The 24,352-nt window shown below is 53.4% G+C and carries 20 protein-coding genes; 16 read left to right on the forward strand and 4 right to left on the reverse strand.

Annotated features, from left to right (window positions below):
• The first annotated feature begins 324 nt into the window (after window positions 1-324).
• The 11 genes from MKX42_RS13500 (at window position 325) to MKX42_RS13550 (ending at window position 17,393) form a co-directional block, all read left to right on the forward strand.
• Window positions 325-1,395 carry a galactose ABC transporter substrate-binding protein gene (locus tag MKX42_RS13500; protein WP_340752939.1) on the forward strand — a complete coding sequence of 357 codons (1,071 nt, stop codon included), beginning with the start codon at window positions 325-327 and terminating at the stop codon, window positions 1,393-1,395.
• Window positions 1,396-1,557: 162 nt separating this feature from the next.
• A complete protein-coding gene (locus MKX42_RS13505; RefSeq protein WP_340752940.1) occupies window positions 1,558-3,069 on the forward strand; it encodes a sugar ABC transporter ATP-binding protein in 1,512 nt (503 codons plus the stop codon).
• 109 nt (window positions 3,070-3,178) lie between these two features.
• A complete protein-coding gene (gene mglC / locus MKX42_RS13510) occupies window positions 3,179-4,186 on the forward strand; it encodes a galactose/methyl galactoside ABC transporter permease MglC (RefSeq protein WP_340752941.1) in 1,008 nt (335 codons plus the stop codon).
• A gap of 1,306 nt (window positions 4,187-5,492) precedes the next feature.
• Window positions 5,493-7,454: a WG repeat-containing protein gene (locus MKX42_RS13515; RefSeq protein ID WP_340752942.1), complete on the forward strand. Its 1,962-nt coding sequence runs from the start codon at window positions 5,493-5,495 to the stop codon at window positions 7,452-7,454.
• A gap of 246 nt (window positions 7,455-7,700) precedes the next feature.
• The gene (locus tag MKX42_RS13520) at window positions 7,701-8,486 is read left to right on the forward strand and encodes a CAP domain-containing protein (RefSeq protein WP_340752943.1); all 786 of its coding nucleotides are present in this window, start codon (window positions 7,701-7,703) and stop codon (window positions 8,484-8,486) included.
• A 431-nt stretch (window positions 8,487-8,917) separates the two neighbouring features.
• Window positions 8,918-9,838 carry a GDSL-type esterase/lipase family protein gene (locus MKX42_RS13525; protein WP_340752944.1) on the forward strand — a complete coding sequence of 307 codons (921 nt, stop codon included), beginning with the start codon at window positions 8,918-8,920 and terminating at the stop codon, window positions 9,836-9,838.
• Between the two features lie 48 nt (window positions 9,839-9,886).
• Window positions 9,887-10,870 carry an ABC transporter ATP-binding protein gene (locus MKX42_RS13530; protein ID WP_340752945.1) on the forward strand — a complete coding sequence of 328 codons (984 nt, stop codon included), beginning with the start codon at window positions 9,887-9,889 and terminating at the stop codon, window positions 10,868-10,870.
• A complete protein-coding gene (locus tag MKX42_RS13535) occupies window positions 10,863-11,852 on the forward strand; it encodes an ABC transporter permease (protein WP_340757682.1) in 990 nt (329 codons plus the stop codon). Before MKX42_RS13530 ends, MKX42_RS13535 begins: the two co-directional genes overlap by 8 nt.
• A 72-nt stretch (window positions 11,853-11,924) precedes the next feature.
• Complete coding sequence (parE, locus tag MKX42_RS13540) at window positions 11,925-13,907, forward strand: DNA topoisomerase IV subunit B (RefSeq protein ID WP_340752946.1); 1,983 nt, start codon at window positions 11,925-11,927, stop codon at window positions 13,905-13,907.
• A 396-nt stretch (window positions 13,908-14,303) separates the two neighbouring features.
• Window positions 14,304-16,745 carry a DNA gyrase subunit A gene (gene gyrA / locus MKX42_RS13545; RefSeq protein ID WP_340752947.1) on the forward strand — a complete coding sequence of 814 codons (2,442 nt, stop codon included), beginning with the start codon at window positions 14,304-14,306 and terminating at the stop codon, window positions 16,743-16,745.
• A gap of 204 nt (window positions 16,746-16,949) precedes the next feature.
• Window positions 16,950-17,393: a MarR family winged helix-turn-helix transcriptional regulator gene (locus tag MKX42_RS13550; protein ID WP_036732955.1), complete on the forward strand. Its 444-nt coding sequence runs from the start codon at window positions 16,950-16,952 to the stop codon at window positions 17,391-17,393.
• 49 nt (window positions 17,394-17,442) lie between these two features.
• Here the strand turns inward: MKX42_RS13550 and MKX42_RS13555 are convergent, their stop codons facing one another.
• Together MKX42_RS13555 and MKX42_RS13560 are read right to left on the reverse strand one after the other, a co-directional pair.
• Entirely contained in the window at window positions 17,443-18,189 is a 747-nt protein-coding gene (locus MKX42_RS13555; protein WP_340752948.1) for an RluA family pseudouridine synthase, read from the reverse strand.
• Between the two features lie 3 nt (window positions 18,190-18,192).
• On the reverse strand, window positions 18,193-19,056 hold the full coding sequence (locus tag MKX42_RS13560; RefSeq protein ID WP_209869861.1) for a class I SAM-dependent methyltransferase: 864 nt from the start codon (window positions 19,054-19,056) through the stop codon (window positions 18,193-18,195).
• A 213-nt stretch (window positions 19,057-19,269) separates the two neighbouring features.
• Here MKX42_RS13560 and MKX42_RS13565 point away from each other — a divergent pair, with 213 nt between their 5' ends.
• The 4 genes from MKX42_RS13565 to MKX42_RS13580 all read left to right on the forward strand — a co-directional run bounded on the left by MKX42_RS13565 (window position 19,270) and on the right by MKX42_RS13580 (window position 22,055).
• The gene (locus MKX42_RS13565; RefSeq protein ID WP_340752949.1) at window positions 19,270-20,088 is read left to right on the forward strand and encodes a helix-turn-helix domain-containing protein; all 819 of its coding nucleotides are present in this window, start codon (window positions 19,270-19,272) and stop codon (window positions 20,086-20,088) included.
• 105 nt (window positions 20,089-20,193) lie between these two features.
• On the forward strand, window positions 20,194-20,559 hold the full coding sequence (locus MKX42_RS13570; protein ID WP_209993089.1) for a VOC family protein: 366 nt from the start codon (window positions 20,194-20,196) through the stop codon (window positions 20,557-20,559).
• Window positions 20,560-20,820: 261 nt separating this feature from the next.
• A complete protein-coding gene (locus tag MKX42_RS13575; protein ID WP_340752950.1) occupies window positions 20,821-21,273 on the forward strand; it encodes a flavodoxin in 453 nt (150 codons plus the stop codon).
• Window positions 21,222-22,055 carry a hypothetical protein gene (locus MKX42_RS13580; RefSeq protein ID WP_340752951.1) on the forward strand — a complete coding sequence of 278 codons (834 nt, stop codon included), beginning with the start codon at window positions 21,222-21,224 and terminating at the stop codon, window positions 22,053-22,055. Before MKX42_RS13575 ends, MKX42_RS13580 begins: the two co-directional genes overlap by 52 nt.
• A 171-nt stretch (window positions 22,056-22,226) precedes the next feature.
• On the opposite strand, the gene MKX42_RS13585 is transcribed toward MKX42_RS13580, so the two are convergent.
• A complete protein-coding gene (locus MKX42_RS13585) occupies window positions 22,227-23,084 on the reverse strand; it encodes a GNAT family N-acetyltransferase (RefSeq protein ID WP_340752952.1) in 858 nt (285 codons plus the stop codon).
• 12 nt (window positions 23,085-23,096) lie between these two features.
• Complete coding sequence (locus MKX42_RS13590; protein ID WP_340752953.1) at window positions 23,097-23,372, reverse strand: GNAT family N-acetyltransferase; 276 nt, start codon at window positions 23,370-23,372, stop codon at window positions 23,097-23,099.
• A 360-nt stretch (window positions 23,373-23,732) separates the two neighbouring features.
• Here MKX42_RS13590 and MKX42_RS13595 point away from each other — a divergent pair, with 360 nt between their 5' ends.
• The gene (locus MKX42_RS13595; protein WP_340752954.1) at window positions 23,733-24,344 is read left to right on the forward strand and encodes a 50S ribosomal protein L25; all 612 of its coding nucleotides are present in this window, start codon (window positions 23,733-23,735) and stop codon (window positions 24,342-24,344) included.
• Window positions 24,345-24,352 lie beyond the last annotated feature (8 nt).

The following is a 24,352-nucleotide window of genomic DNA, read 5'->3' on the forward strand; positions in this document are numbered from 1 at the left end:
TTAAAGGAAAAGTGGCGGAGGGGAATTTTGGAACTGGAGGAGCGGTAGCGACCGCCTTTGTCTGCGGATTTCAACCGTTAAAAACGGAGAAAATCAAGAAATCTGCAGAAGGGCAGCGGCCGGAAGTCCAAAACTTCTCTGGAGTCACGGTTAATCCCAAAACATAAAAAACCATTAGTTCAATGTATATTGATATTAGAATTTTCATGAAAATGAGTAGGATTTTATATTCGCAACCGTTTTCACGTAGGGCATAATAAGGATGTACCCGGGACACACCGGGATCATCCAAATAAAGAAATATCCTCAGGAGGTCAATTAGACATGAAAAAAATCACTTCCGTTTTACTTGCCAGTGCATTGCTGGGTGCTGCTCTCGCAGGCTGCGGCGGCAACAATAACAAGGCGGCTGACTCTGCTAACACAGGAACTGCGGCTAACACAGCGAATTCCGGTTCTACTGAGACTCCGAAGGTCGGCGTAGCGATCTATAAATTCGACGACACGTTCATGACGGGTGTCCGCAACGCCATCGATGCTGCTGCCAAGGGCATTGCCACGGTTGATATCGTAGACAGCCAGAATTCCCAGCCCACACAGAACGATAAGGTGGATCTGTTCATCACCAAGAAATATAACGGCATGCTGATCAATCCGGTAGACCGCACTGCTGCTGGCGTCATCATTGACAAGGCTAAGACAGCGAACATTCCGGTGGTATTCCTGAACCGCGAGCCGCTGCCGGAAGATATGAAGAAATGGGATAAGGTCTACTATGTAGGCGCCAAGGCTGAAGAGTCCGGCACCATGTCCGGCCAGCTGATCGTGGATTACTGGAAGGCACACCCTGAAGCGGACAAGAACGGCGACGGCGTGCTGCAATATGTCATGCTGAAGGGCGAACCGGGACATCAGGATGCCGAGCTGCGCACCACATATTCCATCCAGGCAATTGAAGATGCAGGCATCAAGGTAGAGAAGCTGGCAGAAGATACCGCTATGTGGGATCGTGTAAAAGGCCAGGAGAAAATGGCAGCCTTCCTCGGCTCCCACGGCGACAAGATTGAAGCCGTGCTGGCCAACAACGATGACATGGCACTAGGCGCCATCGAAGCTCTGAAGGCTCAAGGCTACTTTAGCGGCGACAAATACATGCCGGTTGTAGGTGTGGATGCAACAGCTCCTGCGGTTCAGGCTTTGCAGGATGGAACCATGCTCGGTACCGTACTGAACGATGCCAACAACCAAGGTAAAGCAGCGATCACCCTGGCCGCTCTGCTGGCCAAAGGCGAAACACCAACCAAAGAGAATGTAGGCTTCGACATCACAGACAACCAGTTTGTATGGATCTCCTACAAAAAGATCACCAAAGACAACGTAGCGGACGCGCAATAAATCCGTTAACGGGTGCAGGGCTACAGATACAGATACGTATCATAGATACCAGTCCCGGAGGGCGCTGCATAGCGCTCTCCGGAATTCCTTACGGGTAGGGAGCAGGATGGAACCGCTGTGCCTCTCATGGAAAAAGAAAAAAAGCGTAGGGGGCGTAACAACATGGCAAATACGGAATTTTTGCTGGAAATGAACGGTATTACCAAAGAATTTCCCGGCGTGAAGGCGTTGGATGGAGTCAGCATTAAGGTTCGTCCGGGCTCGGTTCATGCACTTATGGGCGAGAACGGTGCAGGCAAGTCCACACTGATGAAATGTCTCTTTGGAATCTATTCACCGGATGCCGGTGAGATCTTCCTGGATGGCCAGAAGGCCTCCATCTCCAATTCGAGCGAAGCACTGAAGCACGGCATCTCGATGATCCATCAGGAGCTGCACCCTGTACCCTTCCGCAGCGTGATGGAGAACATCTGGCTGGGACGTTTTCCAACCAAGGGCATCGGGCCGCTTCAGTTCATTGACCACAAAAAAATGTTCACAGACACAGAAAATTTATTTAAAGATCTGGATATCGACCTGAATCCCGAAATGCTGGTGGGCAAGCTGTCTGTATCCAAGATCCAATCCATCGAAATCGCGAAGGCGGTCTCTTTTCACTCCCGCGTGATTGTTATGGATGAGCCAACCTCGTCCTTAACGAGCGTGGAAGTGGAGCATCTGTTCCGGATCATCCGGGACCTGCAAAAAAGAGGCGTAGCTATTATCTATATATCTCACAAAATGGAAGAAATCCTGGAGATCTCCGATGAAGTGACGATTATGCGTGATGGTAAAAAGATCGGCACCTGGCCTTCAGCCGAGCTGACCACGGACCTGATTATCTCCAAGATGGTCGGACGCGATCTGACGAACCGTTTCCCGGAGCGCACCAATGTTCCAGGCAAGGTGTTCATGAAGGTAGACGGTCTGACCTCACCTGAGCCCAGATCCTTCAAGGACGTGTCCTTCGAGCTGAGACGCGGGGAGATTCTGGGTGTCGGCGGTCTGGTCGGCGCGCAGCGAACCGAGGTTATTGAGGCGTTGTTTGGACTGCGCGCGGTGAAGTCCGGCTCCATCTCGATTGACGGCAAGAAGGTGAAGATTAACTCTCCGCAGGATGCCAAAAAACACGGGCTGGCCCTGTTGACCGAGGAGCGCCGCGTGACGGGGATTTTCCCGGTGCTGTCTGTGCATGAGAATGGAGCCATCGCCAACCTGGACCGTTACAAGACCCCTTATCTGCTGCTGAACGGCCGCAAGAAGAAGGTTGAAGTCGATAAAATGATTGAAAAGCTGCGCACCAAAACACCAACGACCAAGACGCAGATTATGAACCTCTCCGGCGGGAATCAGCAGAAGGTGCTGCTGGCCAGATGGCTGCTCACTGAGCCTGAGGTGCTGCTGCTCGATGAGCCGACACGCGGGATTGACGTCGGTGCGAAGTTCGAGATCTATACCATCATTGCCGACCTGGCGAAGCAGGGGAAGAGCATCATTATGATCTCCTCGGAAATGCCCGAGCTGCTGGGGATGTCTGACCGTGTCATGGTGATGTCGGAAGGACGGCTGACAGGAATATTAGAAGGTGCGCAGGCTACGGAAACCGAAGTGATGCGTCTCGCTGCACAGCATTAATCAGGAGCTATACTCACAGGACGGCGAAGACCATAGGGCTGCTGCAAGGCTGAAGAAGCTTAGCAATGAATGCTTAAACTTCGCGTAACAATTAAGGAGGAATATAATTATGACTATTAAAAGAGCGCAGTCCTTCGTGACTCAAAACGCAATCTACATCGTGCTGGTCCTGCTGATTATGGGGATTATCATATACGAGCCAAGCTTCATGTCCATTAACACCTTGCGGGATGTACTGATCCAGTCCTCCACACGCGTTATTATTGCACTCGGGGTAGCCTTTATCCTGATCACCGCCGGGACCGACTTGTCGGCAGGCCGGGTGGTCGGTTTCACAGCTGTGATCTCAGCTTCCATGCTGCAGATTCCCGACTACTCCCGCCGCTTCTTCCCTGATCTGCCGCAGGTGCAGGTCTGGCTGCCGATTCTGATCGCCATTGTGGCTGGTCTGCTCTGCGGTCTCGTCAACGGGATTATCGTCTCCAAGCTGAACGTTCCGCCGTTTATTGCCACTCTGGGTACGATGCTGATCGTATACGGTCTGAACTCCCTGTACTTCGATATGGACCCTAACCAATCCCAGCCGATCGGCGGACTGCGTCCTGACTTCACCAACATCGGCTCCGGCTTCATCGGCAGCGGCCAATATTCCATCCCTTATATCGTACTTATAGCCCTCGGAGTCGCGGCGATCGTCTGGGTGCTGTTCAACAAAACCAAGCTGGGCAAAAACATGTACGCCATCGGCGGCAACATGCAGGCAGCCAAGGTATCCGGGATCAATGTCTCCAAGAACCTGATTTACATCTACGCCATCGCTGGTGCGCTGTACGGTCTGGCCGGTGTGCTTGAAGCAGCCAGAACCGGCGGCGCGACCAACAACTACGGGAACATGTACGAGCTTGACGCCATCGCAGCCTGCGTGGTCGGCGGCGTATCCACCACCGGCGGAATTGGTACTGTCCCAGGCGTCCTGGTCGGCGTTATCATCTTCACCCTGATCAACTACGGCCTGACCTTCATCGGCATCAGCCCTTACTACCAGCTGATCATCAAAGGCCTGATCATTATCGCAGCTGTATCGTTTGATATGCGGAAATATTCATCGAAAAAGTAGCTTGAGGTTCGGTGATGAGCCGTACCTGCGGTGATTTTGGACTTCCGGCCGCTGTCGCTCCTAAGTTATTGAATTCAAGTGTTCATATAATTTGAACTGAACTGAGCATCTTGGGTGGAAGGTATGATCGTGACTGCGGTGAGTTTTGGACTTCCGGCCGCTGTTGTCTCCAGATTTCTTGATTTAAACCGCTGATCGCGGTAGAAATCCGGAGACAAAGGCGGACGCTGCCGCTCCTCCAGTTCCAAAATCCCCTCCGCCACTTTCCTTCTACCCGAGGAACAGTTCATAGTTCAATTTCCATTACAATTGAATTCAAGAACTCAGCGGGTGCTAGCGTCCTCCGGTCTCAACTCCCCTCTAGTACTCCTATCACCTCACCAAGGGTGGGGCAGGCAGCCAAAGAGCGTTTGCGGTATCTCGCAAACGTTTTTTGGCTTGCCCGGATTTGTCGCAGCGTTGCTCCAAATCATCTGATCCTGAATTGTTGCAATAAATGCAACTCCGGCGAGCTGGAACAGGGGGACTCGGGGGGATTGCTGCACGAATTACAACATTTTTTCTTTTAAGTGGGGTGTGGGCGGGCAAATGCTGCATTTTATACAACAATGTTAGTTTAAAGTCGATGTAGGGAGCCGAATGTTGCATTTTGGGCAGGATTTCGCAGCTAACAGTAACTAATTAATAGTTTTATTCTGTTCCATAGGCGCAGAGGGTAGAGGGCAGGCTGTAGTTGGCAGGTAGTTAGAGTAAGGTGGCAGGGAATAAGCGGTAGGCTGCAGAAGGCAAGCAGTTAGCAGTGAGGTAGCAGGCAACGGTTAGGTACGGCACGTATGCAAACTAACTTATTTATCCGGTCCGCTGAATAGAGTTGTATGCTTTTATCATTTATAGATTGTTATTAAACCTTTGCCCGCCCGGCAGAAGGATTATTCTCATTCTTCAAGGGCAGGCGAAGCAGCCCTTGTATCCCCGGTACACACCCTCCGAAAGGGTGTGTTTGTGTTGCCCTTAAGGTTTACCAACAGAAGGGCAGCAGTAACGGAGGGGATTTTGGAACTGGAGGAGCGGCAGCGTCCGCCTGAAAGTTTTCCGCAGGAAAGCTCGCATCGTAAGCATAGGCTAGGTTTGGATTTCTACCGCGAACAGCGGTCCAAATCAGGAAATCCAAACCTAACAGCGGCCGGAAGTCCAAAACTCACCGCAGTTACGACATCGCCTTTCTGTTTTTTAACGCCCAAGCACACCCTTTCCCCCTCACGTTCATAGTCTATAGGCAAAAGCCTTTGTAAAGGAGAACGACAGCATGCTGAGGATTAAGCTGAACGAGCTGGGAAAAGGGAATGACAACGGTCTGATTCACACAGAGGTATGGCGGTGGGACGGCATCGGCTGGAATGAGTGTATTCCGCAGCAGGAGGAGGATTTCATCCGGGCGGAAGAGGATCTGTTCGTGACGATCCCGGCAGAGGCGGGCTTATACCGCGTAGACTACTCCAAAAAGCCGCTGGAGGCGCTCATTGTGCTCCCGGATGACGGCGGAGGCCTGCGGGCAGAGCTGCTGCATCCGGCTCCTTTTAAACTCAAGGACGGGACGCTGTGGGGATATATCAACAACGACGGCCGGATTGTGATTGAGCCGAGATATGATTATGCGGAGGAGTTTCAGGAGAATGGCCTGGCGGTGGTGCAGCGGGGGAATGTCAGCGGTCTGATTGACAGCTCCGGGCGGGAGCGGGTCAGACCGGTCTATTCTTTTATTGGTCCTTTTTCCGAGGGGCGGGCCGTGGTGTCGGATGCGAAGGGCTACACTTTTATTGATGAAAAAGGCAAAGAAGTGACGTCCGCACGCTATGACTATCTGAATTCGCTGCACGAAGGCCGTGCGCTGTTCTCCAAGCAGAATACTCCCGGGGGGAACTCGCTGTATGGCTACCTGGATGCTCAGGGCAAAGAGGTGCTGCCAGCCGTCTATCTGGACGCCGGGGATTTCTCGAACGGGACTGCATTGGTCAAAGTAGCCGAAGGCGAATATGCGCTGATTGATGTTCATGGCGCGGTGCTGCATACGTACAAACATCCTTTTGTCGGATATCCGGGGGATGGGCTGCTGGCATTTCAGGCGACGGAGGATGGAAAATACGGTTATCTCCACACGGACGGCACGATTGCCATCCAGCCGCAGTATACGGCAGCTCTGCCGTTCTCGGAGGGCCGGGCGGTGATTAACACTGCTGCGGATTACGGCAACGCCTACGGTCTGATCGACAAGCAGGGTAAAATGATTATTCCCGCCGTCTATTATGAGGTGCAGCAGCTGGGAGAGAATCGTGTGGCGCTTGGGACCCCGCTGTATGCGGATCAGCCCTACAGGGGCTCCAGATATGTCATCGCCGATGCGCTGACCGGAAGAATTCTCAGCACCCACCCGCTGCTGGGCGTGAACAATTATCAGCAGGGACTCGCGTCGGTGTATGATGCGAAGGATACGTATTTTATTGACACCAGCGGGAAAAAATCCGCCCAGCCCCCGGTCATCGCAGGCTCAGGATCACTGTCCTTCAGCGGCAGCCTGATCCGCGCGGATATTGATCTGCGCACCTCTTATTATGACCGTAAAGGCAAGCAGGTCTGGCGGCAAAACGGGGTCATTCCGCTCAGACCGCCATACTCTGTGCTGGAGAAGAAATACAAGCCTAACCGGGATTATCTGGTCTATTATCCGGTCGTGGAAGGGATCGCGGTTGCTGAGGTCTCGAAGGCAGTGAATGACAAGCTGCGCAACCTGTCGCTCGCGTACGGGGCGGGGACGGGGGGAGGCACGCAGGATTTCAGCTATACGGGAGATTTCGCCGTATCCTTCTTCCGCAAGAATCTGCTGGTGCTGGAGCTTAGCGGTTATCATTTTCCGTTCGGCGCTGCGCACGGCATGCCTACCCGGATCTATGAGCATATCAACCTGCGCACCGGTAAATTCTACACGCTCAGCGATCTGTTCAAGCCCGGCAGCAAATATGTGCAGAAGCTCAGTGACATTGTCGGCAAGCAGATTAAGAATGATCCGCAGTATTCCTATGTTTTCCCTGACACGTATAAAGGTATTACAGCGGATCAGCCCTTTTATGTGGATGCGGAGGCGCTATACCTGTATTTTGCCCCTTATGAGATTGCTCCTTATTCGGCAGGATTTCCAACCTTCCGCATTCCCTATGCAGAGATTATGGGCCTGATATCGACCGAAGGGGAGTTCTGGCAGTCTTTTCATTAAAGAAAGCGATAGAAGCGCCGATATATAGGTTAGACACAGCCGTCCTGAAAAGGACGGCAATGCTGTTTCATCTGCCGCTGCTGGAGGGGACAAGCCTCTCTATCTATAAAATGACAGAATTTAGAAGCGCACAGCTGATAGTTTTGTGTTACAATGACGTAGGAACAGATTACAACTTTGTAACATTTGTAGACCGACACCCCTGGCAGCACGATATACCACAACGAAGATTAAGGAGATGGCAGAATGAAAAGCAAGACTTTGAGAAGAATGATAGGTGGAAGCGTAGCCGCTGTTATGGCGCTTGGCATTTCTCTTCCATTACAAGCAAACGCAGCAGCAGCCGGTGCCCCTGCGGCAGCCGGATCAGATATGAATTTCGCACAGTTCATGGAATATTTCACACAGAACAATTCGAAGGCTTTCGTACTGGATGGCAATACGTATACTGTCACTAAAACCTTTGTATTTACAACACCAGCTGCAGCTGCCCATGCAGCACAGCCGGTAGCTCCGGCAAAGCCGGTTGCTACAGCAGCACCAGTGGCTACAGCAGCACCGGTAGCAACTGCTAAGCCAGCTCCGGCACCCGTTGCCACTGCGAAGCCTGTGGTAACCCCGGCCCCGGCACCATCTGCAGTTCCTGCGGTTGGTACTAACGCCTCCAGCTACACACAGCAAGTAGTTGCACTGGTGAATAAAGAGCGCGCTGCAGCTGGACTAGCCCCTGTCTCCGCACTGGACAGCCTGAACAAAGTGGCTGCGGCGAAGGCTACGGACATGCGCTCGAACAACTATTTCTCACACACTTCTCCGACCTACGGATCACCGTTCGATATGATGTCAGCCTTCGGCATTACGTATAAGGCGGCTGGCGAGAATATCGCTATGGGCCAGAAGACCCCTCAGGAAGTTATGACCGCGTGGATGAACAGCCCGGGTCATAAGGCTAACATCCTGAGCGCGAATTTCAACTACATCGGCGTTGGCTTCGATAATAACTACTGGGTCCAGGAATTCATCGGTAAATAAAGTAACGTTAACTCCGCCCTCCGGCATTGCCGGGGGGCATTTTTATGTTTTTAGGATATTATAGTAATATTGGTCTTGATACGATTAGCGCAGCGCTATCGTGCCGCAGTCCGCGGTCTTGCACGATCAGCGCAGCGCCATCGTGCCGCCCTTACTGCTTCCACCGTTTAGGTGTGAAGCGGCGGAGGGGATTTTGGAACTGTAGGAGCGAATGCGTCCGCCTTTGTCTCCGAATTTTAACCGTATAACGGTTCATTCAATAAATTTGGAGACAACAGCGGCCGTAAGTCCAAAATCACCGCAGTCGCGCCCCCACCTAAACCCCCCTACGGTTTGCAAATTGTGCAAATAAGAATTATGTTTATCTACATAGTTAATAATGCTGTGAATGATGGGCAAGGCAGAAGAGTACGGCAGATGGAGGGATAGCATTGAAGGATTCCAAATGGACCTGGAGGACAGTGAGCCTGGTGTCCATCCTGGCAACTTTACTTTTGATTACAGGATTTGTGTATGCAGTGGGCGATATCCTGAACCCGAAGGGAGAGCAATTTCTCTCCTCCCTTCCGCAGGAGACGGCTGCACCGACAGCCGCGGCAAGTGACGAATACAAGATCCTGGCGCTTGGCGATTCTCTGGCCAAAGGGACCGGCGACAACTCCGGGCAGGGGTTTGTTAAACGGACCGTGGATGCCTTGTCGGCCAATGGAGGAAAGGCAGAATTGCTGGGCAATATGGGCATTAACGGCCTGACCACAGCAGCCTTGCAGAGCAAGCTTCAGGAGGAAGGGGTGCAGTACGCGCTGCGTCAGGCGAATGTGATCCTGATCTCCATCGGCGGGAACGATCTGTTCCGGGGCTCGGATATTATGGGCACAGGCGGTAGCAGCGGACAAGCAGCCGCCTCAGCGAAGCCTTCGGAGCAAGCGGCACCTCAGAGCACAGAAGCCCCTGCGAATAACAAGGTAGAAGGCGTAGCGCCGGTTCCCACTGCATCTGCTGGCGATCTGACCCCGGAATCGCTCCTCTCCGCGCTGCCGGGGGCCGCTAAACGGCTGGGCAGCATACTGGATACAGTTGCAGAAGTGAATCCGCAGGCCCAGGTCTATTATATTGGACTGTATAATCCCTTCGGAGATATCGAGGGGCTATTAATTCCTGGTAATCAGGCGGTAACGGCTTGGAATAATGCGGCGATGGATATGATCAACAGACATCAGAACATGACGCTTGTCCCGACCTTTGATCTGTTTGACCGCCATTTGGCGAAATACCTGTCGAGCGATCATTTTCACCCGAACGGGGACGGTTATCAGCGGATGAGCGAGCGGATTGTACAAGCCGTTCGTTGATCAGAAGATTTTTTGAACAGAAATGACTGTGGCAAGGAGCTGTATAAGATGGCGAGAACTATTCATGAGTCACCGGGGGAAGAAGTCGTTCTGTCCGCCCGGGGAGTCCGCAAAAAAATCGGCCGCAAATGGATTATAGATGATGTCACGTTTGATGTGAAAAAAGGCGAAATCTTCGGCTTTCTCGGTCCGAACGGAGCCGGCAAAACCACAACCATCCGCATGCTGGTGGACCTGATCCGCCCGAGCGAAGGGACGATTACCGTCTGCGGCTACAATGTGAACCGGAATCCGGAAAAAGCGCTGCAATACGTCGGTTCCATTGTCGAGAATCCCGAGGTCTACACGTATCTGACCGGCTGGGAGAACCTGCAGCATTTCGCCCGCATGCAGCCCGGAGTAGACGCGCAGCGGATTACCGAGGTCGTTGAGATCGTGCGGCTCGATCAGCGCATTCAAGATAAAGTCAGCACGTATTCGCTCGGTATGCGCCAGCGGCTCGGTATTGCCCAAGCCCTGCTCGGCCGTCCCCGGCTGCTGATTCTCGATGAGCCGACCAACGGCCTGGACCCGAAGGGGATCAAGGAGCTGCGCGAATTCATCCGTAAGCTGGCAGACGAAGGGCTGGCGGTCTTTGTGTCCAGTCATCTGCTGAGCGAAATTCAGCTGCTGTGCGACCGGGTAGCTATTATCAGCAAAGGCCGCGTACTCGCTGTAGGCGCTGTAGACGAATTGGTTGCCCGTAACTCACCGTATGTCCTGTGGGAGCTGGAGCCGCTTCAGCGGGCAAGAGACATCATGACCGGGCGGCCGGATATCGCGCTGTTTCATCTGGACGAGGTTACCCTGGATGACTCGGTCATCGCAGGCATGGGCGTGAATTCGCTGGTTACTGCAATGGACGAGGAGCTGATCCCGGAGATTGTTGCCGTGCTGGTTGCACAAGAGGTGGAAGTCCGGGCTGTGCATAAAATTAACCCTACACTGGAACAGCTATTCTTGAAGCTAACGGAAGGTGAAGCCATTGATTAACCTGCTGCCGCTCATCCGAAATGAGTGCCTGAAGATTATTAAAAAGAAACGTTTCTATATCATCCTGCTTATCCTGCTCGTGCTGGTGCCAATGTTTACCTATGCGCAAATGCGCATAGCCGAGCGCAGCCGTGACAAATTTAACTCTGACTGGAGACTGGAGATCCAGCAGCAGATTACCGACAATCAGAACTCGCTCGGCAGCGACCGGATTCCGGAGGAATGGAAGTCGTACCGGCGGATTTTTCTGCAGCAATTGCAGTATTATCTGGATCATGATGTGAATCCGAAGGAGCCGAGCGGAGTAACGTTCACCCGGGAGTTTGTCAATAATTCCGTCTCCCTGTTCATTCCGCTGCTGATCATGGCGGTTGCCTCCGACCTGGTCTCCGGGGAGCGGACGACAGGCACGATCAAAATGCTGCTGACCCGCCCGGTCAGACGCTGGAAGGTACTGTTCAGCAAAATGGTAGCGCTGCTGATGTTCGTCTCGCTGATCGTCCTGTCCGTATTCGTGATCAGCTATCTGGTCTCGGGGCTGGCTTTTGGCTATAAGGGATTCAATGTTCCGGTCTTTACAGGCTTTCAGCTTAACGGTGATACTGTGGATATGTCGAAGGTTCATGCCGTGGAGCAGTGGAAGTATCTGCTGATGCAGGGCGGGCTAATCTGGTATGTCAGCATCGTGGTGGCCCTGCTGGCCTTCATGGTGTCGGTGCTGGTCCGCAGCACGGCAGCGAGCATTGTAGTGATGATGGCGGCGCTGATTGCCGGAACCATCCTGACCAATATGGCTTCAGCCTGGACGGCGGCCAAATATTTATTTATGGTCAACATGGAGCTGACGACTTATTTAGCGGGCACTCCTGCGCCGATTGAGGGCATGACACTGGGCTTTTCGATGGCGGTTCTGGGCATTTGGGGGCTTGCGGCCGTAATCATTTCATTCGCCGTCTTTACGAAACGGGATATTTTGAATTAGAATGTACAAAGTGAACGAAAACGTTTGTTTGCATTTTAGAGAGATAGGAAGACAAGAGAAGGAGGAGCATGAATGCTCGAACAGATCGATATGTTTGCAAAAGTCTCTAAGAACGGCGAAGCCAGCCGGACTGGATACGATGCTGACGACATTCAGGTGCTCGAAGGTCTGGTTGCGGTCCGCAAACGGCCCGGCATGTATATTGGCAGTACGAGTTCCTCGGGTCTGCACCATTTAGTATGGGAAATAGTGGATAATGCCGTAGACGAGCATTTGGCGAAGTATTGCTCGAAGATTGATATCACCCTCCGCAAAGACGGATCGGTGACCGTGATTGATAACGGACGCGGAATACCAACCGGAATGCACAAGACAGGAGTCCCAACACCGCAGGTGGTATTCACCATTTTGCACGCAGGCGGCAAATTCGGCGGCTCCGGATACAAGAAGTCGGGCGGCCTGCACGGCGTCGGGGCTTCGGTAACCAACGCGTTGTCCGAGTGGCTGGAAGTAGAGATCTACCGGGAAGGAAAAATTCACCGCCAGCGCTTTGAATACTGGGTCGACAAGAACGGCAAAGAGCATGTCGGTGAGCCTGTAACCGGTCTTGAGATACTGGGAAATACGAATAAAACCGGTTCGAAGATTACCTTCAAGCCGGATATTCGCGTCTTCTCCGCAGGCATTGCGCTGAGTTATGATACGCTGGCTGAACGGGTACAGGAGATTGCTTTCCTGAATTCCGGCCTGAGGATCGTTCTGAGCGATGAGCGAAGCGGGCGTCAGGACGAATTCTTCTACGAAGGCGGCGCCAGCCAGTTCGTGCAATTCCTGAACGAAGGCAAGGATGTCCTGCACGATGTGATCCATTTCAGCTCCGAGAAGGATGAGATCGAGGTGGAAATCGCGCTGCAGTATAATGCGGGGTATACGGAGACGATCGCTTCTTTTGTCAACTCCATTCCTACCCGCAGCGGGGGAACGCACGAGACAGGCTTCAAGACAGCCTATACCCGTGTGCTGAATGATTACGCCCGCCGGACACAGCTGCTCAAGGAGAAGGACAAGAATCTGGAGGGCAATGATCTGCGTGAAGGCATGATGGCGGTCATCAGCATCAAGATGTCGGATGTGGAGTTTGTCGGACAGACGAAGGATCAGCTCGGAAGCGCATCTGCCCGCAGCGCGGTGGACTTCATTGTCTCTGAGCGGATGGCGCGGTTCCTGGAAGAGAACCCTCAGGTCGCACAGAGCCTGCTGAAGAAGTCGATTCAGGCCTCCAAGGCACGTGAAGCGGCCCGCAAAGCCCGGGATGAGATCCGCAGCGGCAAGAAGCGCAGTGAGAGTTCGAACCTGGGCGGCAAGCTGTCGCCTGCACAGTCCAAGGACGTTACACGTACCGAGATCTTCATCGTTGAGGGCGATTCGGCCGGAGGCTCCGCGAAGCAGGGCCGGGATTCCAAGATTCAGGCGATCCTGCCGTTGAAGGGCAAGCCGATGAACCCCGAAAAGGCCAAGCTGCTGGATATCCTGAAGAATGACGAATACAAGGCGATCATTTCGGCAATCGGTGCGGGAATCGGGCCTGATTTTGCCGTGGAGGACAGCAATTATTCCAAAATCATCATTATGACCGATGCCGATACGGACGGAGCGCATATCCAGGTGCTGCTGCTGACCTTCTTCTACCGCTACATGAAGCCTCTGATCGATGCCGGCAAGGTCTATATCGCCCAGCCGCCGCTGTATAAGCTGACGCGCAAATCGGGCAAGCTGGAGACGGTCCGTTATGCCTGGAGCGATGAGGAATTGCAGAATTATCTGAAGGAATTCGGGAAGAATTTCGAGCTGCAGCGCTACAAGGGACTGGGTGAGATGAACCCGGACCAGCTGTGGGAGACTACGATGAATCCCGAATCGCGTACGCTGCTTCAGGTGCAGATCGAGGATGCCGCCAAGGCGGAACGCCGCGTCTCCACCCTGATGGGTGATAAAGTCGATCCGCGTAAGCGCTGGATTGTCGAGAACGTCGACTTCACCGAGATCGTGGAGTAAGAGTAGTGGGAAGTGACGATTACTTCCGCTGTTTTTAATTTTTTGATGATTGGTTTAAGCGATAGCGAATAGAATATTCAAGATTTGCCGGGAGATTTAGAATCAAGCGAAGCTGATTTTGGTGATGAGTAACGGAGGGGGATTTTGGAACTGTAGGAGCGGTAGCGACCGCCTTTGTCTCTGGATTTCTACCGCGAATAGCGGTTTCAATCAGGAAATCTGGAGACAACAGCGGCCGGAAGTCCAAATATTCACCGCAGTTACGGTTTACACCAATAGATTTTGTTTTATTCTTAAGAGCCAGGAAGGCAACTATTGAATATGCCATGAGTGCAGCGGCCAGATCATCAATAGTTACAAACGCGGACAGAATGAGGAACAGAAGGTGAAGAGGAAATGAGCAGTTTATCAGAGCAATTTTTGCCGGCTTTTCTGGAAGAGGTCGTCGGTGACCGGTTTGGCCGGTATTCCAAATATATCATTCAGGACCGGGCGATCCCCGATGTGCGCGACGGGCTGAAGCCTGTGCAGCGCCGGATTCTGTATGCCATGTACGATTCCGGCAATACGCCGGATAAGCCATACCGCAAGTCGGCCAAAACCGTCGGTGACGTTATGGGTAACTACCATCCCCACGGGGATTCCTCGATCTACGACGGGATGGTGCGGATGGCACAGCCCTGGAAGATGGGGCATGTGCTGGTCGACGGACACGGCAACTGGGGGTCCATGGATGATGACCCGGCAGCGGCAATGCGTTATACAGAAGCGCGTCTGTCTCCGATTGCCATGGAGATGATGCGCGATATTGAGAAGCGCACCGTTCTGTTCAAGGACAACTTCGATAATACGGCCAAGGAGCCGGTGGTGGTCCCCTCCCGTTATCCGAACCTGCTGGTGAACGGGACGAGCGGGATCTCGGCCGGATTCGCCACAGAGATTCCACCGCATAACCTGCGGGAAGTCATCGACGCCTGTATCGCTGTCATGCAGAAGCCGGACATTGCGCTGGAGGATATCATGACCTTCATCAAGGGGCCGGATTTCCCGACAGGCGGAACCATTATGGGCGGAGACGGCATTATGGATGCTTACCGCAGCGGCAAAGGCCGTATCTATCTGCGTTCCAAGACGGAGATTGAGAACCTGCGTGGCGGGAAGCAGCAGATCGTGATTACCGAGGTGCCTTTCCAGATCGTGAAATCACGGCTGGTGACCTCCATGGAGAACATCCGTCTGGAGAAAAAGATCGAAGGGATCGCTGAGGTCCGCGATGAGAGCGGCCGTGAGGGCCTGCGCATCGTGGTGGAGCTGAAGAAGGAGGCAGATGCACAAGGCGTCTTAGCCTATCTGCTCAAAAAAACCGACCTCCAAGTCACCTACAACTTCAACATGGTAGCCATCGTTAACAAGGCTCCGCAGCAGCTGGGGCTCAAAGCGATCCTTGAAGCCTACATTGCTCATCAGCGTGAAGTGGTCACCCACCGTACCCGGTTCGATCTGGAGCGGGCGGAGGACCGTGCCCATGTCCTGGAGGGACTGGTCAAAGCGCTGAACATTCTGGATGAAGTGATCGCTGCCATCAAGGCTTCGAAGAACCGTCAGGATGCCCAGAATAATCTGGTCTGGATGTTCGGCTTTAGCGAAAGACAGGCTGATTCCATCCTTACCTTGCAGCTCTACCGACTTACTAATCTGGAGATTAACTCCCTTCAGAAGGAGCTGGATGAGATGCTGGCCCGGATAGCAGTGCTCCAGGGGATTCTGGACAGTGACAAGAAGCTGATTACCGTTATCCGCAAGGAGCTGCTGGAGATCCGTGACAAATACGGAATCGACCGCCGATCCCTGATTCAGGGAGAGGTAGAGGAGCTTAAGGTCAACATGGAGGTTCTGGTCAATGCGGAGGATGTACTGGTTGCACTCTCTGCGGACGGCTATATCAAGCGGACAAGCATGCTGTCCTTCACCCGCTCGGGCGGAGAACGCCACTCTTCAGGCGTCAAGGATGGCGATCATATCGTCAAGCTGCTGGATCTGAATACCCGGGAGAGCCTGCTCGTCTTCACCCGCAAGGGTCAATACTTCCTGCTTCCCGTGCATCAGATTCCAGAGTTCAAATGGAAAGAGCCGGGGACAGCCATCGTCAACGTCATCGGACTGAATAAGGGAGACAGTGTCGTCAGCGTACTGCCGGTCGGCAACCTGGAGGACCCGCTGGCTAGTCTGGTTTTCATCACCCGCAAGGGCCAGGTGAAGCGTACCGAGCTCAAGGAGTACTCTACAAGCCGTTCCGGCGCCGTTGCCGCCTGTAAGGTGGCCGAAGGTGATGAGATCATTACAGTCGCGCAGAGCAGGGGTGACAAGGACATCGTGTTGGTTACACGTGAGGGTATGAGCATCCGTTTCCGTGAGAATGAAGTGAATCCTATGGGCCGGGTGGCCACAGGGGTTAGGGGAATACAGCTCCGTGAAGGAGATGAGGTCGTCTCCTGCTTCTGGGTCAGTGAGGATGAAGGCGAGATCCTGGCTATATCTGACATCGGCTATGCCAAACGTTCCCTGCTGGTGGATTATCCTTCCCAGAGCCGCGGAGGCAAGGGGATGCCAACCTTCGAGTTCAAGGAAGGCAAGCGTGTCCGCCCGAACGGCAGCAGGCTTGCAGGCGCATTCTATTGCAAGGAGCCGCTGGAGGTGACCGCGATCACCCAGAGCGGCGCTGTACATTCCTTCTCTTCTGAGTCGGCACCGATTGCTGAGCGCCGTTCTACAGGCAAGCAGCTGGTTGCTGTCGAGAAGAAGGACGAGATCGCTATTCTTTTTCAGGCCGTCAAGTAATATCGGGTAAGAGTAATATCAAGTAAGAATATAAGACCGCTTTGAATGGCGCGGGCAGCTCTGGAGTGACGGGCTGCCCGCGCTTTTATATAAGGGGAATAGTTGCAGATAAGATTTTATTTTTCGTCCTTGAAGGATTTGGAATTTTTCTGGCGAAAAAGTAAATATACCGGATAGAGATCCGCAGGAAAGGAAGGAATAAGTGTGCACTCCACTGAATTCAGTAAAATCTGGCATAAGATATTAAAGGACTATAAGCTACATATGGACAGCAAGCTTGCCCCTACACTGACTGATGCCCAGCTAACCGTACTGGAATTGCTGCAGGAGCGTGATGCGATGAAGCCTTCTGATTTGGCCCCTCATCTGGCGACCAGCCCGGCGGCCGTGACGATGCTGCTTGACCGGATGGAGAAGCATAATCTGATTGTCCGTGAACGCGATGCCTCGGACCGCAGAATTGTCTGGGTGAGCATCACCGAGACAGGCCAGCGGGAGACGCTGCGCGGACTGAAGGTCCGAAGTGACTTTTTTGCAGAAGCGCTGGACCCTATTTCCTCCCATAACCAGCAGCTGCTGCTCTACCTCATGGGGAAGATGGCGGTTGCCCCGGCAGTGGATGACGCAGCTTCGGTACAGTCCGTATAAGCACCAACTGAGAGCCTATATAGGATAACGCAAAAGAGCAGGCTGCCCGTTAAAGGATAGCCTGCTTTTGAATTTGCGGAGTCCATAGATTCCAGGGATAGGAACGGGGAGGCAGGGAGAGCAGCTCGACTTCCTCTTTGGTTACCGGATGCGGGAACCGGGTGAGTGCAGACCATAATGCAATCTGCTGTCCCGGTCTGTTCACGGCCGCACCGTACTTCTGATCTCCATAGAGCGGACAGCCAATGTCGCTTAGCTGAACGCGGATCTGGTGGGAGCGGCCGGTCAGCAGGTCAATCCTCACGAGAGAATAGCCTTCTGCGGTACCAATCACGGTATAATCAAGGATAGCTTGCTTGCCGCCCGGCGTTCCCTCCCGGACAGCCTGGACAGTATTGCTCTTAGAGTCCTTCAGCAGCGTATGCTCCAACCGGCCCTCTGCGCCCGGAAGCTGACCATGCACCACTGTCAGATAGACCTTCTGGAAGGCGTGGGTGCGGACACTCGCGGATAGCCGGGAGGCTGCTTTCGAGGTCTTGGCGAAGATCATCGCACCGCCTACAGGCCGGTCCAGCCGGTGAACCAGTCCCATGAAGACGTTGCCCGGCTTCGCGTAGCGTTCCTTCACATCTTCCTTCAGCAGGGTCAGGAGATCCGGGTCGCCTGTAGCATCCTCCTGAACGGGAATGTTGACCGGCTTAACAATGCCTAGCAGATGGTTGTCCTCATATAGTATCTCGAACCGGGAGGGGCTGCTGCCGGATTCTCCTGCTGCGCCGTTATTCGTTCCGGTCATGGCTTACGCCTCCCAGCGGCCCAGAATCCCGCAGGGCAGATTCATGCCGGAGGCTGTAATCGGTAAGCCGATCTCACCGGAATTCAGCTTGCCGCCATAGCGCTTGCCCATGGTCATCGACAGCATGTTGCGCAGTACGGTTGGCGAGATGCCGGTTGTGTAGGAGTTAATAAGCATGAATAACGGACGGTCGCTCATAATCTCCATGCAGCTCTCCAGGAACGGATAGAGACTGGATTCGAGCTTCCACATTTCACCGCCCGGTCCTCTTCCATAGGACGGCGGGTCCATAATAATGGCATCATATTTACTGCCGCGGCGTTGTTCGCGCTGGACGAATTTGAATACATCATCGGTAATGAAGCGGAGCGGCTTGTCGGCAAGACCGGACAGGGCTACATTCTCTTTGGCCCATTGAACCATTCCTTTGGCCGCATCGACATGCACGACGGAGGCTCCGGCACTTGCTGCCGCAACAGTGGCTCCGCCGGTATATGCGAACAGGTTGAGGACGGAGATCGGCCGGTTAGCCGCTGCGATCTTGTCCATCATCCAGCGCCAGTTGGCCGCCTGCTCAGGGAACAGCCCGGTGTGCTTGAAGTTCGTCGGGCGGAGGTGGAACTTCAGCTTGCCGTAGCTGATTTTCCAGTCCTCCGGTATCGTCTTCTTCATCTCCCACTGCCCGCCTCCGGCGGAGCTGCGGTGATAATGTCCGTGCACATCCCGCCACTTGGCGCTCTCGCTGGCCAGTGGCCAGATGATCTGCGGGTCCGGCCGGCGCAGGATAATATCACCCCAGCGTTCGAGCTTCTCCCCGCCCCCGGTATCGATCACTTCATAGTCTTTCCAATCACTGGCTATATACATTTTTAATCCATCCTTCAAAAAGTCTTTTAGCCTTTATTGTACAACATTTAAGCGCGCAGCTACAAACAAAATGGTTGCAAAGCTGCGACTATTCCTAGTGTAGCCAACAAGCAGCGCTTGGTCCATCGAAAAGCAAGGCGTTCTGGCGCTTCGTACAGGGATTGTGTATGATCTGAATACAAGGTTACAGCTAGGGAAGGAGGCTGCACTCAGATGTATAATCTTTCGGCGCTGTATCATCCGATTACAGCCAATCCGGCCGGGGGCGGCGAGTATCTGCCGGGCAGGCTGCTTCAGCCGTATATCCGCTGCTTCTGGGGATCAGGTGCACAGCCCCCGCTGCCGCAACGGACGGAGACCATCATACCTGACAGCTGCATGGATATTATATGGGAGTGGGATGAGCGGACAGGGGAGTCCGGCGGTATTTTTTGCGGGATCAACGATACTCCGTTCGAGTCAGGACAAGCAGCACAGCCTGTGCCTATGCAGCGGTTCGCCATCCGCTTTCACTTCTGGGCCGTTCATCTGTTCGCAGACGAGCCGCTGACAGAGGTACTGAATGTGCATGTTCCGGTAGAGCATTATTTCCGGACCTTCCGTAATGAGCTGGGAGACAGGCTCCAGCATATCCGTACAATGACTGAGCGCATCGCTGCTGCTGAAGACTTCCTTCTGCGGAGATTGGAATGGGGAAACCGCACCAGTGATGGGATGATGAATGCGGTCCACAGGCTGCTTACATCACGCGGAATCATGACGGCAGGGGCGCTGGAGAGCAGCTCGGGCCTAAGCAGCCGCCAGCTTGAACGGCTGTTCCGGCAGCATATCGGCCTTCCGCCCAAAAAGGTAGCCGATCTTATCCGCTTCCAGAATGTCTGGCGGGACCTGTACCGTTCTCCCCAGACCAAGGGCGTAATGCAGGATATAGTGTTCACCTACGGGTACAGCCACCAGTCGCATTTGATCAACAACTTCAAGAAATTCGCGGGCAGAACTCCGTTGGATGCGCTGAGCCATGCCCGGCGCTGATGTCGTTTTTTTGCAATACAAGCTATTCAGGCAGAAGTACAATGAGGATATATCGGCTGACACCAGCCTGATCACAATACAAGCAATGAAGGGAAGGATATCATTATGATCACAGCTTTTGACGGCATCAACCTGTACAGTAAAGACCCCGCAGCTCTGGTAGCATTCTATTCGGAGGTACTGGGCATTCCGGTTCCATTCGAGGGCTATGGAGAAGCTGGCGGAGCCAAAATTGCGATAGACGCCAGCCAGCCCGGCATCATTATATGGAACGCAGACAAGTGGGAGAACCTTACCACAGGAACCGTTAATCTGGTATTCTCCTGCGGCAGTCTGGATGAAACGTATGAGCAGCTGAAGGCGAAAGGACTGGATTGCCAGCCTCCGGCAACCATGGAGTACGGCGGTAAAGAGATGAATTTCCGTGATCCCGACGGCAACGCAATTACCTTGCTGGAAGGCGGATATTGATTATCCACACAGTATTTTAACAATAGGATTATTGAGCAGCGTCAGTTCCGGGCAGCAGTTATGTCCTGGAGTGGCGCTGTTTGTGTTATACGGCAAGGATGGCTAGGCTAAGAGCAGAATCGCTTTTTTAAAGTATTGACAATGATAATCATTATCAAATAAAATGAGATTAGCACAGTATTAAGTAAGTAAGATACGGTCTGCTTAAGGGACCGGATTATAGAGAATACATTTCATTTGTACCTTGGGAGGATAAAAGTCATGGCTAAAGTGCTAGTGGCATATGCCAGCTTGACTGGCAATACGGAGGAAATCGCTGAACTGATCGTGGAAGGAATACGCGCGGCAGGCGGAGAGGCGGTACTGAAATCGGTCACCGACTGCAATGCGGATGAGATAAAAGATTATGAGGCTGTACTGCTGGGTGCGTACACCTGGGGAGACGGCGAGCTGCCGGATGAATTCCTGGATTTCTATGAAGAGCTGGATGAGCTGGATCTCAGCGCCTGTAAGGCGGCGGCCTTCGGAAGCGGAGACACCGGGTATGAGATCTACTGCGGAGCGGTGGATCAGATTGAAGAGAAGCTGAAGGAGCGCGGGGCTGAGATTGTGCAGCCCAGCCTGAAGATTGAATACGGTCCGAATGCAGCGGAGAAAGAGGCTTGCCGCACCTACGGGCGCCAGTTCATCGAGACCTGCGCGGCGGTCTCTTAAGGATGGGCGCGGCGGCAGGAGACTTCACAGGAACGAAGCCGGATGCGGAAGCAGGCCGGTACAGACGTCTGAATGATTACCGCATGGAGCATATCATGCTGGGCGGGGCCGAGGCGGCCGGCAGCGGAGCTCCTGCTACCGGACTTCCCCGCTGGAGACAGCAGGTTCAATATGCAGTCGGACATACGCTTAATGACTTCTACAGTCTCCGGCCTGAGGTGCGCCGGGAGACGCCGGTCCAGTTTCTGCTGGAGCGCCGCTGGCCCCCTAAGGGCAATGCTTTTCCTTCCCTGATGCATTACTGGGATGTCAAGCAGGCGGTGGCCGATGAGCTGATGCGGATTGTCGCGGGCAGTCACAAGAGGGAGATTCCGGTGATGCGTTTCGAGCAGTGGCATGTTCCTGTCCGGGAGCTTGAGATTGAGCTGGCGGTGATTTTTCAGCTGGCCTGGAATTCGGAGCTTGCGGGGCGCAGTCTGAATATCCAGAAATTCATGGTACACGCTGACCCGCAGGTGATTACCGGATTTCTGCATATGGCGAATGTGTTCTGCCATCAGGCTTACGGGAAGCCGGCGGAGACGATCGCCATCTACTCACTATTGGATGGCCGCAGGCAGCTGTATGACGGGGCAGACCTGCCCCTGCAGGAATCGCTGGATTATGTGCGCCTGCTGTCTGTCTTCCTGGAACGGGAAGAGCAGGCAGAGGGCTGCGTGAAATGCAGCAACCGCCGCAGCGAGCGGGATGAAGCCCAGGTGCGGGGCTACGGACTGATGTAGAAGCAGACGATGAATTGGAGACAGCCCAAAAAGCATCTCCTTCAAGGTCATTTGACCGTGAGGGAATGCTTTTTGGATTGTTTAGGAATTGTATGCTAAAAACAGCATACATTATGTTCACACACAGGCGTATGGGCCAACTGTATGCTTCTAGAAATACTAGTTGCCAGGCTAGCTGTTCAATGGAAAGGTATAATAATCCTGCTGGTTAAGCACGACAAATCCACAGCTCTCATAGAGCTTCAGTGCATTCGGGTTATCCAGCGCAACCTCCAAATTCACTCCGTTATAATTCCGCTGCTCCCGCTCGATAGTCTGCTGGAGGGCACTCCGGCCGATGCCGAGACCGCGCAGCTTCTTGTCCACCGTAAATCCGTAGATCCAGGTTTCGTTGTCCTCCGACCACAAGCGCATTTTGCCGGCAGGCTGGCCGCTCAGCTCAATGATGATATGCTCCTGGGAGCCTTCCTGTTCGTGCAGCTCATACATTTCAGCGGCGTCCTCTTCAGTCATCTGGAACCCGTCGCAGTCGAAGGCGATGAGCAGAGGCGTCTCCTCAGGGCGTGCAGGCCGGAGCAGCACATTGCCGGAGGCTGAACTGGCCTCTGAGGCTCTGACTTTGCTGCCCTTACCCTCCCATTTCATCTGAAACTCAGAATGGCTGAAGGCAACCGGCAATGTCTTCAGACAGGCATTCCCTGAAGCCGAAGCCGCAGGGGTGTTAAGCAGCAGCGTCTTCGTCTTCCCTCGGCGGATAACGGCCTGAGCCTGCTCCCAGAGGGAGCTGAAGATGCCCCGGCGGCGGTAGCCCGGCCGGACCATGCCGCATACCTCCATATCACCGCCGATGCCGTACAAGCCGATGAATCCGGTCAGCAGCTCCCCTTCGTAGGATAACACCCACTCCGCACCGCCGGCTTCCCCCGGATGCCGGAGCATGTCCCAGTTCAGCTTCAGCGAGATTCCCTCATATTGCTCGCAGCGCTGCTGCAGCTCTTCAATCTGTTTCAGTGTATCTGTATTCGTCAAACGATCTTCCTCCTAATTGAGCACATCCTTGTATTCCGTGTGCTTCTCGAATTGATGGGCCGCATACGGGCACACTGGTACAATCTTGACACTCTGCTCACGGGCCAGGTCAACGACCGCCCGCACAAGTTTCTCTCCCGCACCCTGGCCGCGCAGATCTTCGGAGACAAAGGTATGGTCAATCACCAAATTCCCTGTGTTCTCTTCGGTTCTGTATGTAATCTCGGCCAGGTCTTTTCCGTCACCAGCGATATAGAAACGTCCTTCTCCCTTTGCGATTGTATCCATCTTATAACCTCACTCCATTCGGATATAGTGCCTTTATTTTACTACCCTGTGCGACAAAAAGCGAGAAAGGGGAAGAGAGGCTCCGGAGATCATTTACAGCAGGTTATTTTTGCGTAATCATTTATAAAAATGGACCTAATTTGAAAATTACCCTATTTTGACTTGTTTATTTCCCGGTGCTATACTGATTCCATAGCAGGCAAATATGGTTAATAAGAGACTGATTAGACATAAGAGCTAATTGGTCTTGTTTTTTATTGCAGCTATGCTGACACTACTTGGCGTACGCCGCCCCCGGGCGACTTGCCCGGCTTCTGAACGAAGGGCGTAGCGCTCAAAAAACTATTAGGAGGAAATATCATGAATACCACAGTACGCTTAACTGAAAGATCCGGATCGAATTCTTCCCAGCGCAGCAAAGGTTTTGTACCGGTTGTAGTTTACGGTGCAGGTTCAGATACCCAGTCCTTCTCAGCAGATGCCAAAACACTTAATGATATTCTCGGCAAAAATCCGCGTGCCATCCTGAAGGTGGAATTCCCGGGCTCCGGCTCGAAGAATGCGGTTATTCAGGAAGTGCAGCGCCAGCCGTTATCCCGTACACTGCTTCATGTAGATTTGCAGCAGATTGACATGAAGGCTGATCTGGATACCAAGGTAGCCTTCCACTTCTCAGGTGATCCTATCGGTGTCAAGAGCGGCGGCGTGCAGCAGGTGGAGCTGTATGAGCTGGATATCCGGACCTTGCCGGACAAGCTGGAAGCAAACCTCGAAGTAGATATCAGCGGCCTCGATATCGGTGATCAATTGCTGGTATCCGATCTGCCGAAGCATGAAGGCTGGGAGATTCTTACCCCTGAAGATACACTAATCGTGCGGATCTCGCCTCCGCTCGTGATGGAAGAGCCGGCTGATGAAGCTGCTGCCGCTCCAGCCGAGGAAAAGGCCGGAGCTGAGAAGTCTGAAGAATAACACTTTTC

It is taken from the genome of Paenibacillus sp. FSL R7-0204 (assembly GCF_038002225.1).
Taxonomy (GTDB): domain Bacteria; phylum Bacillota; class Bacilli; order Paenibacillales; family Paenibacillaceae; genus Paenibacillus_AQ.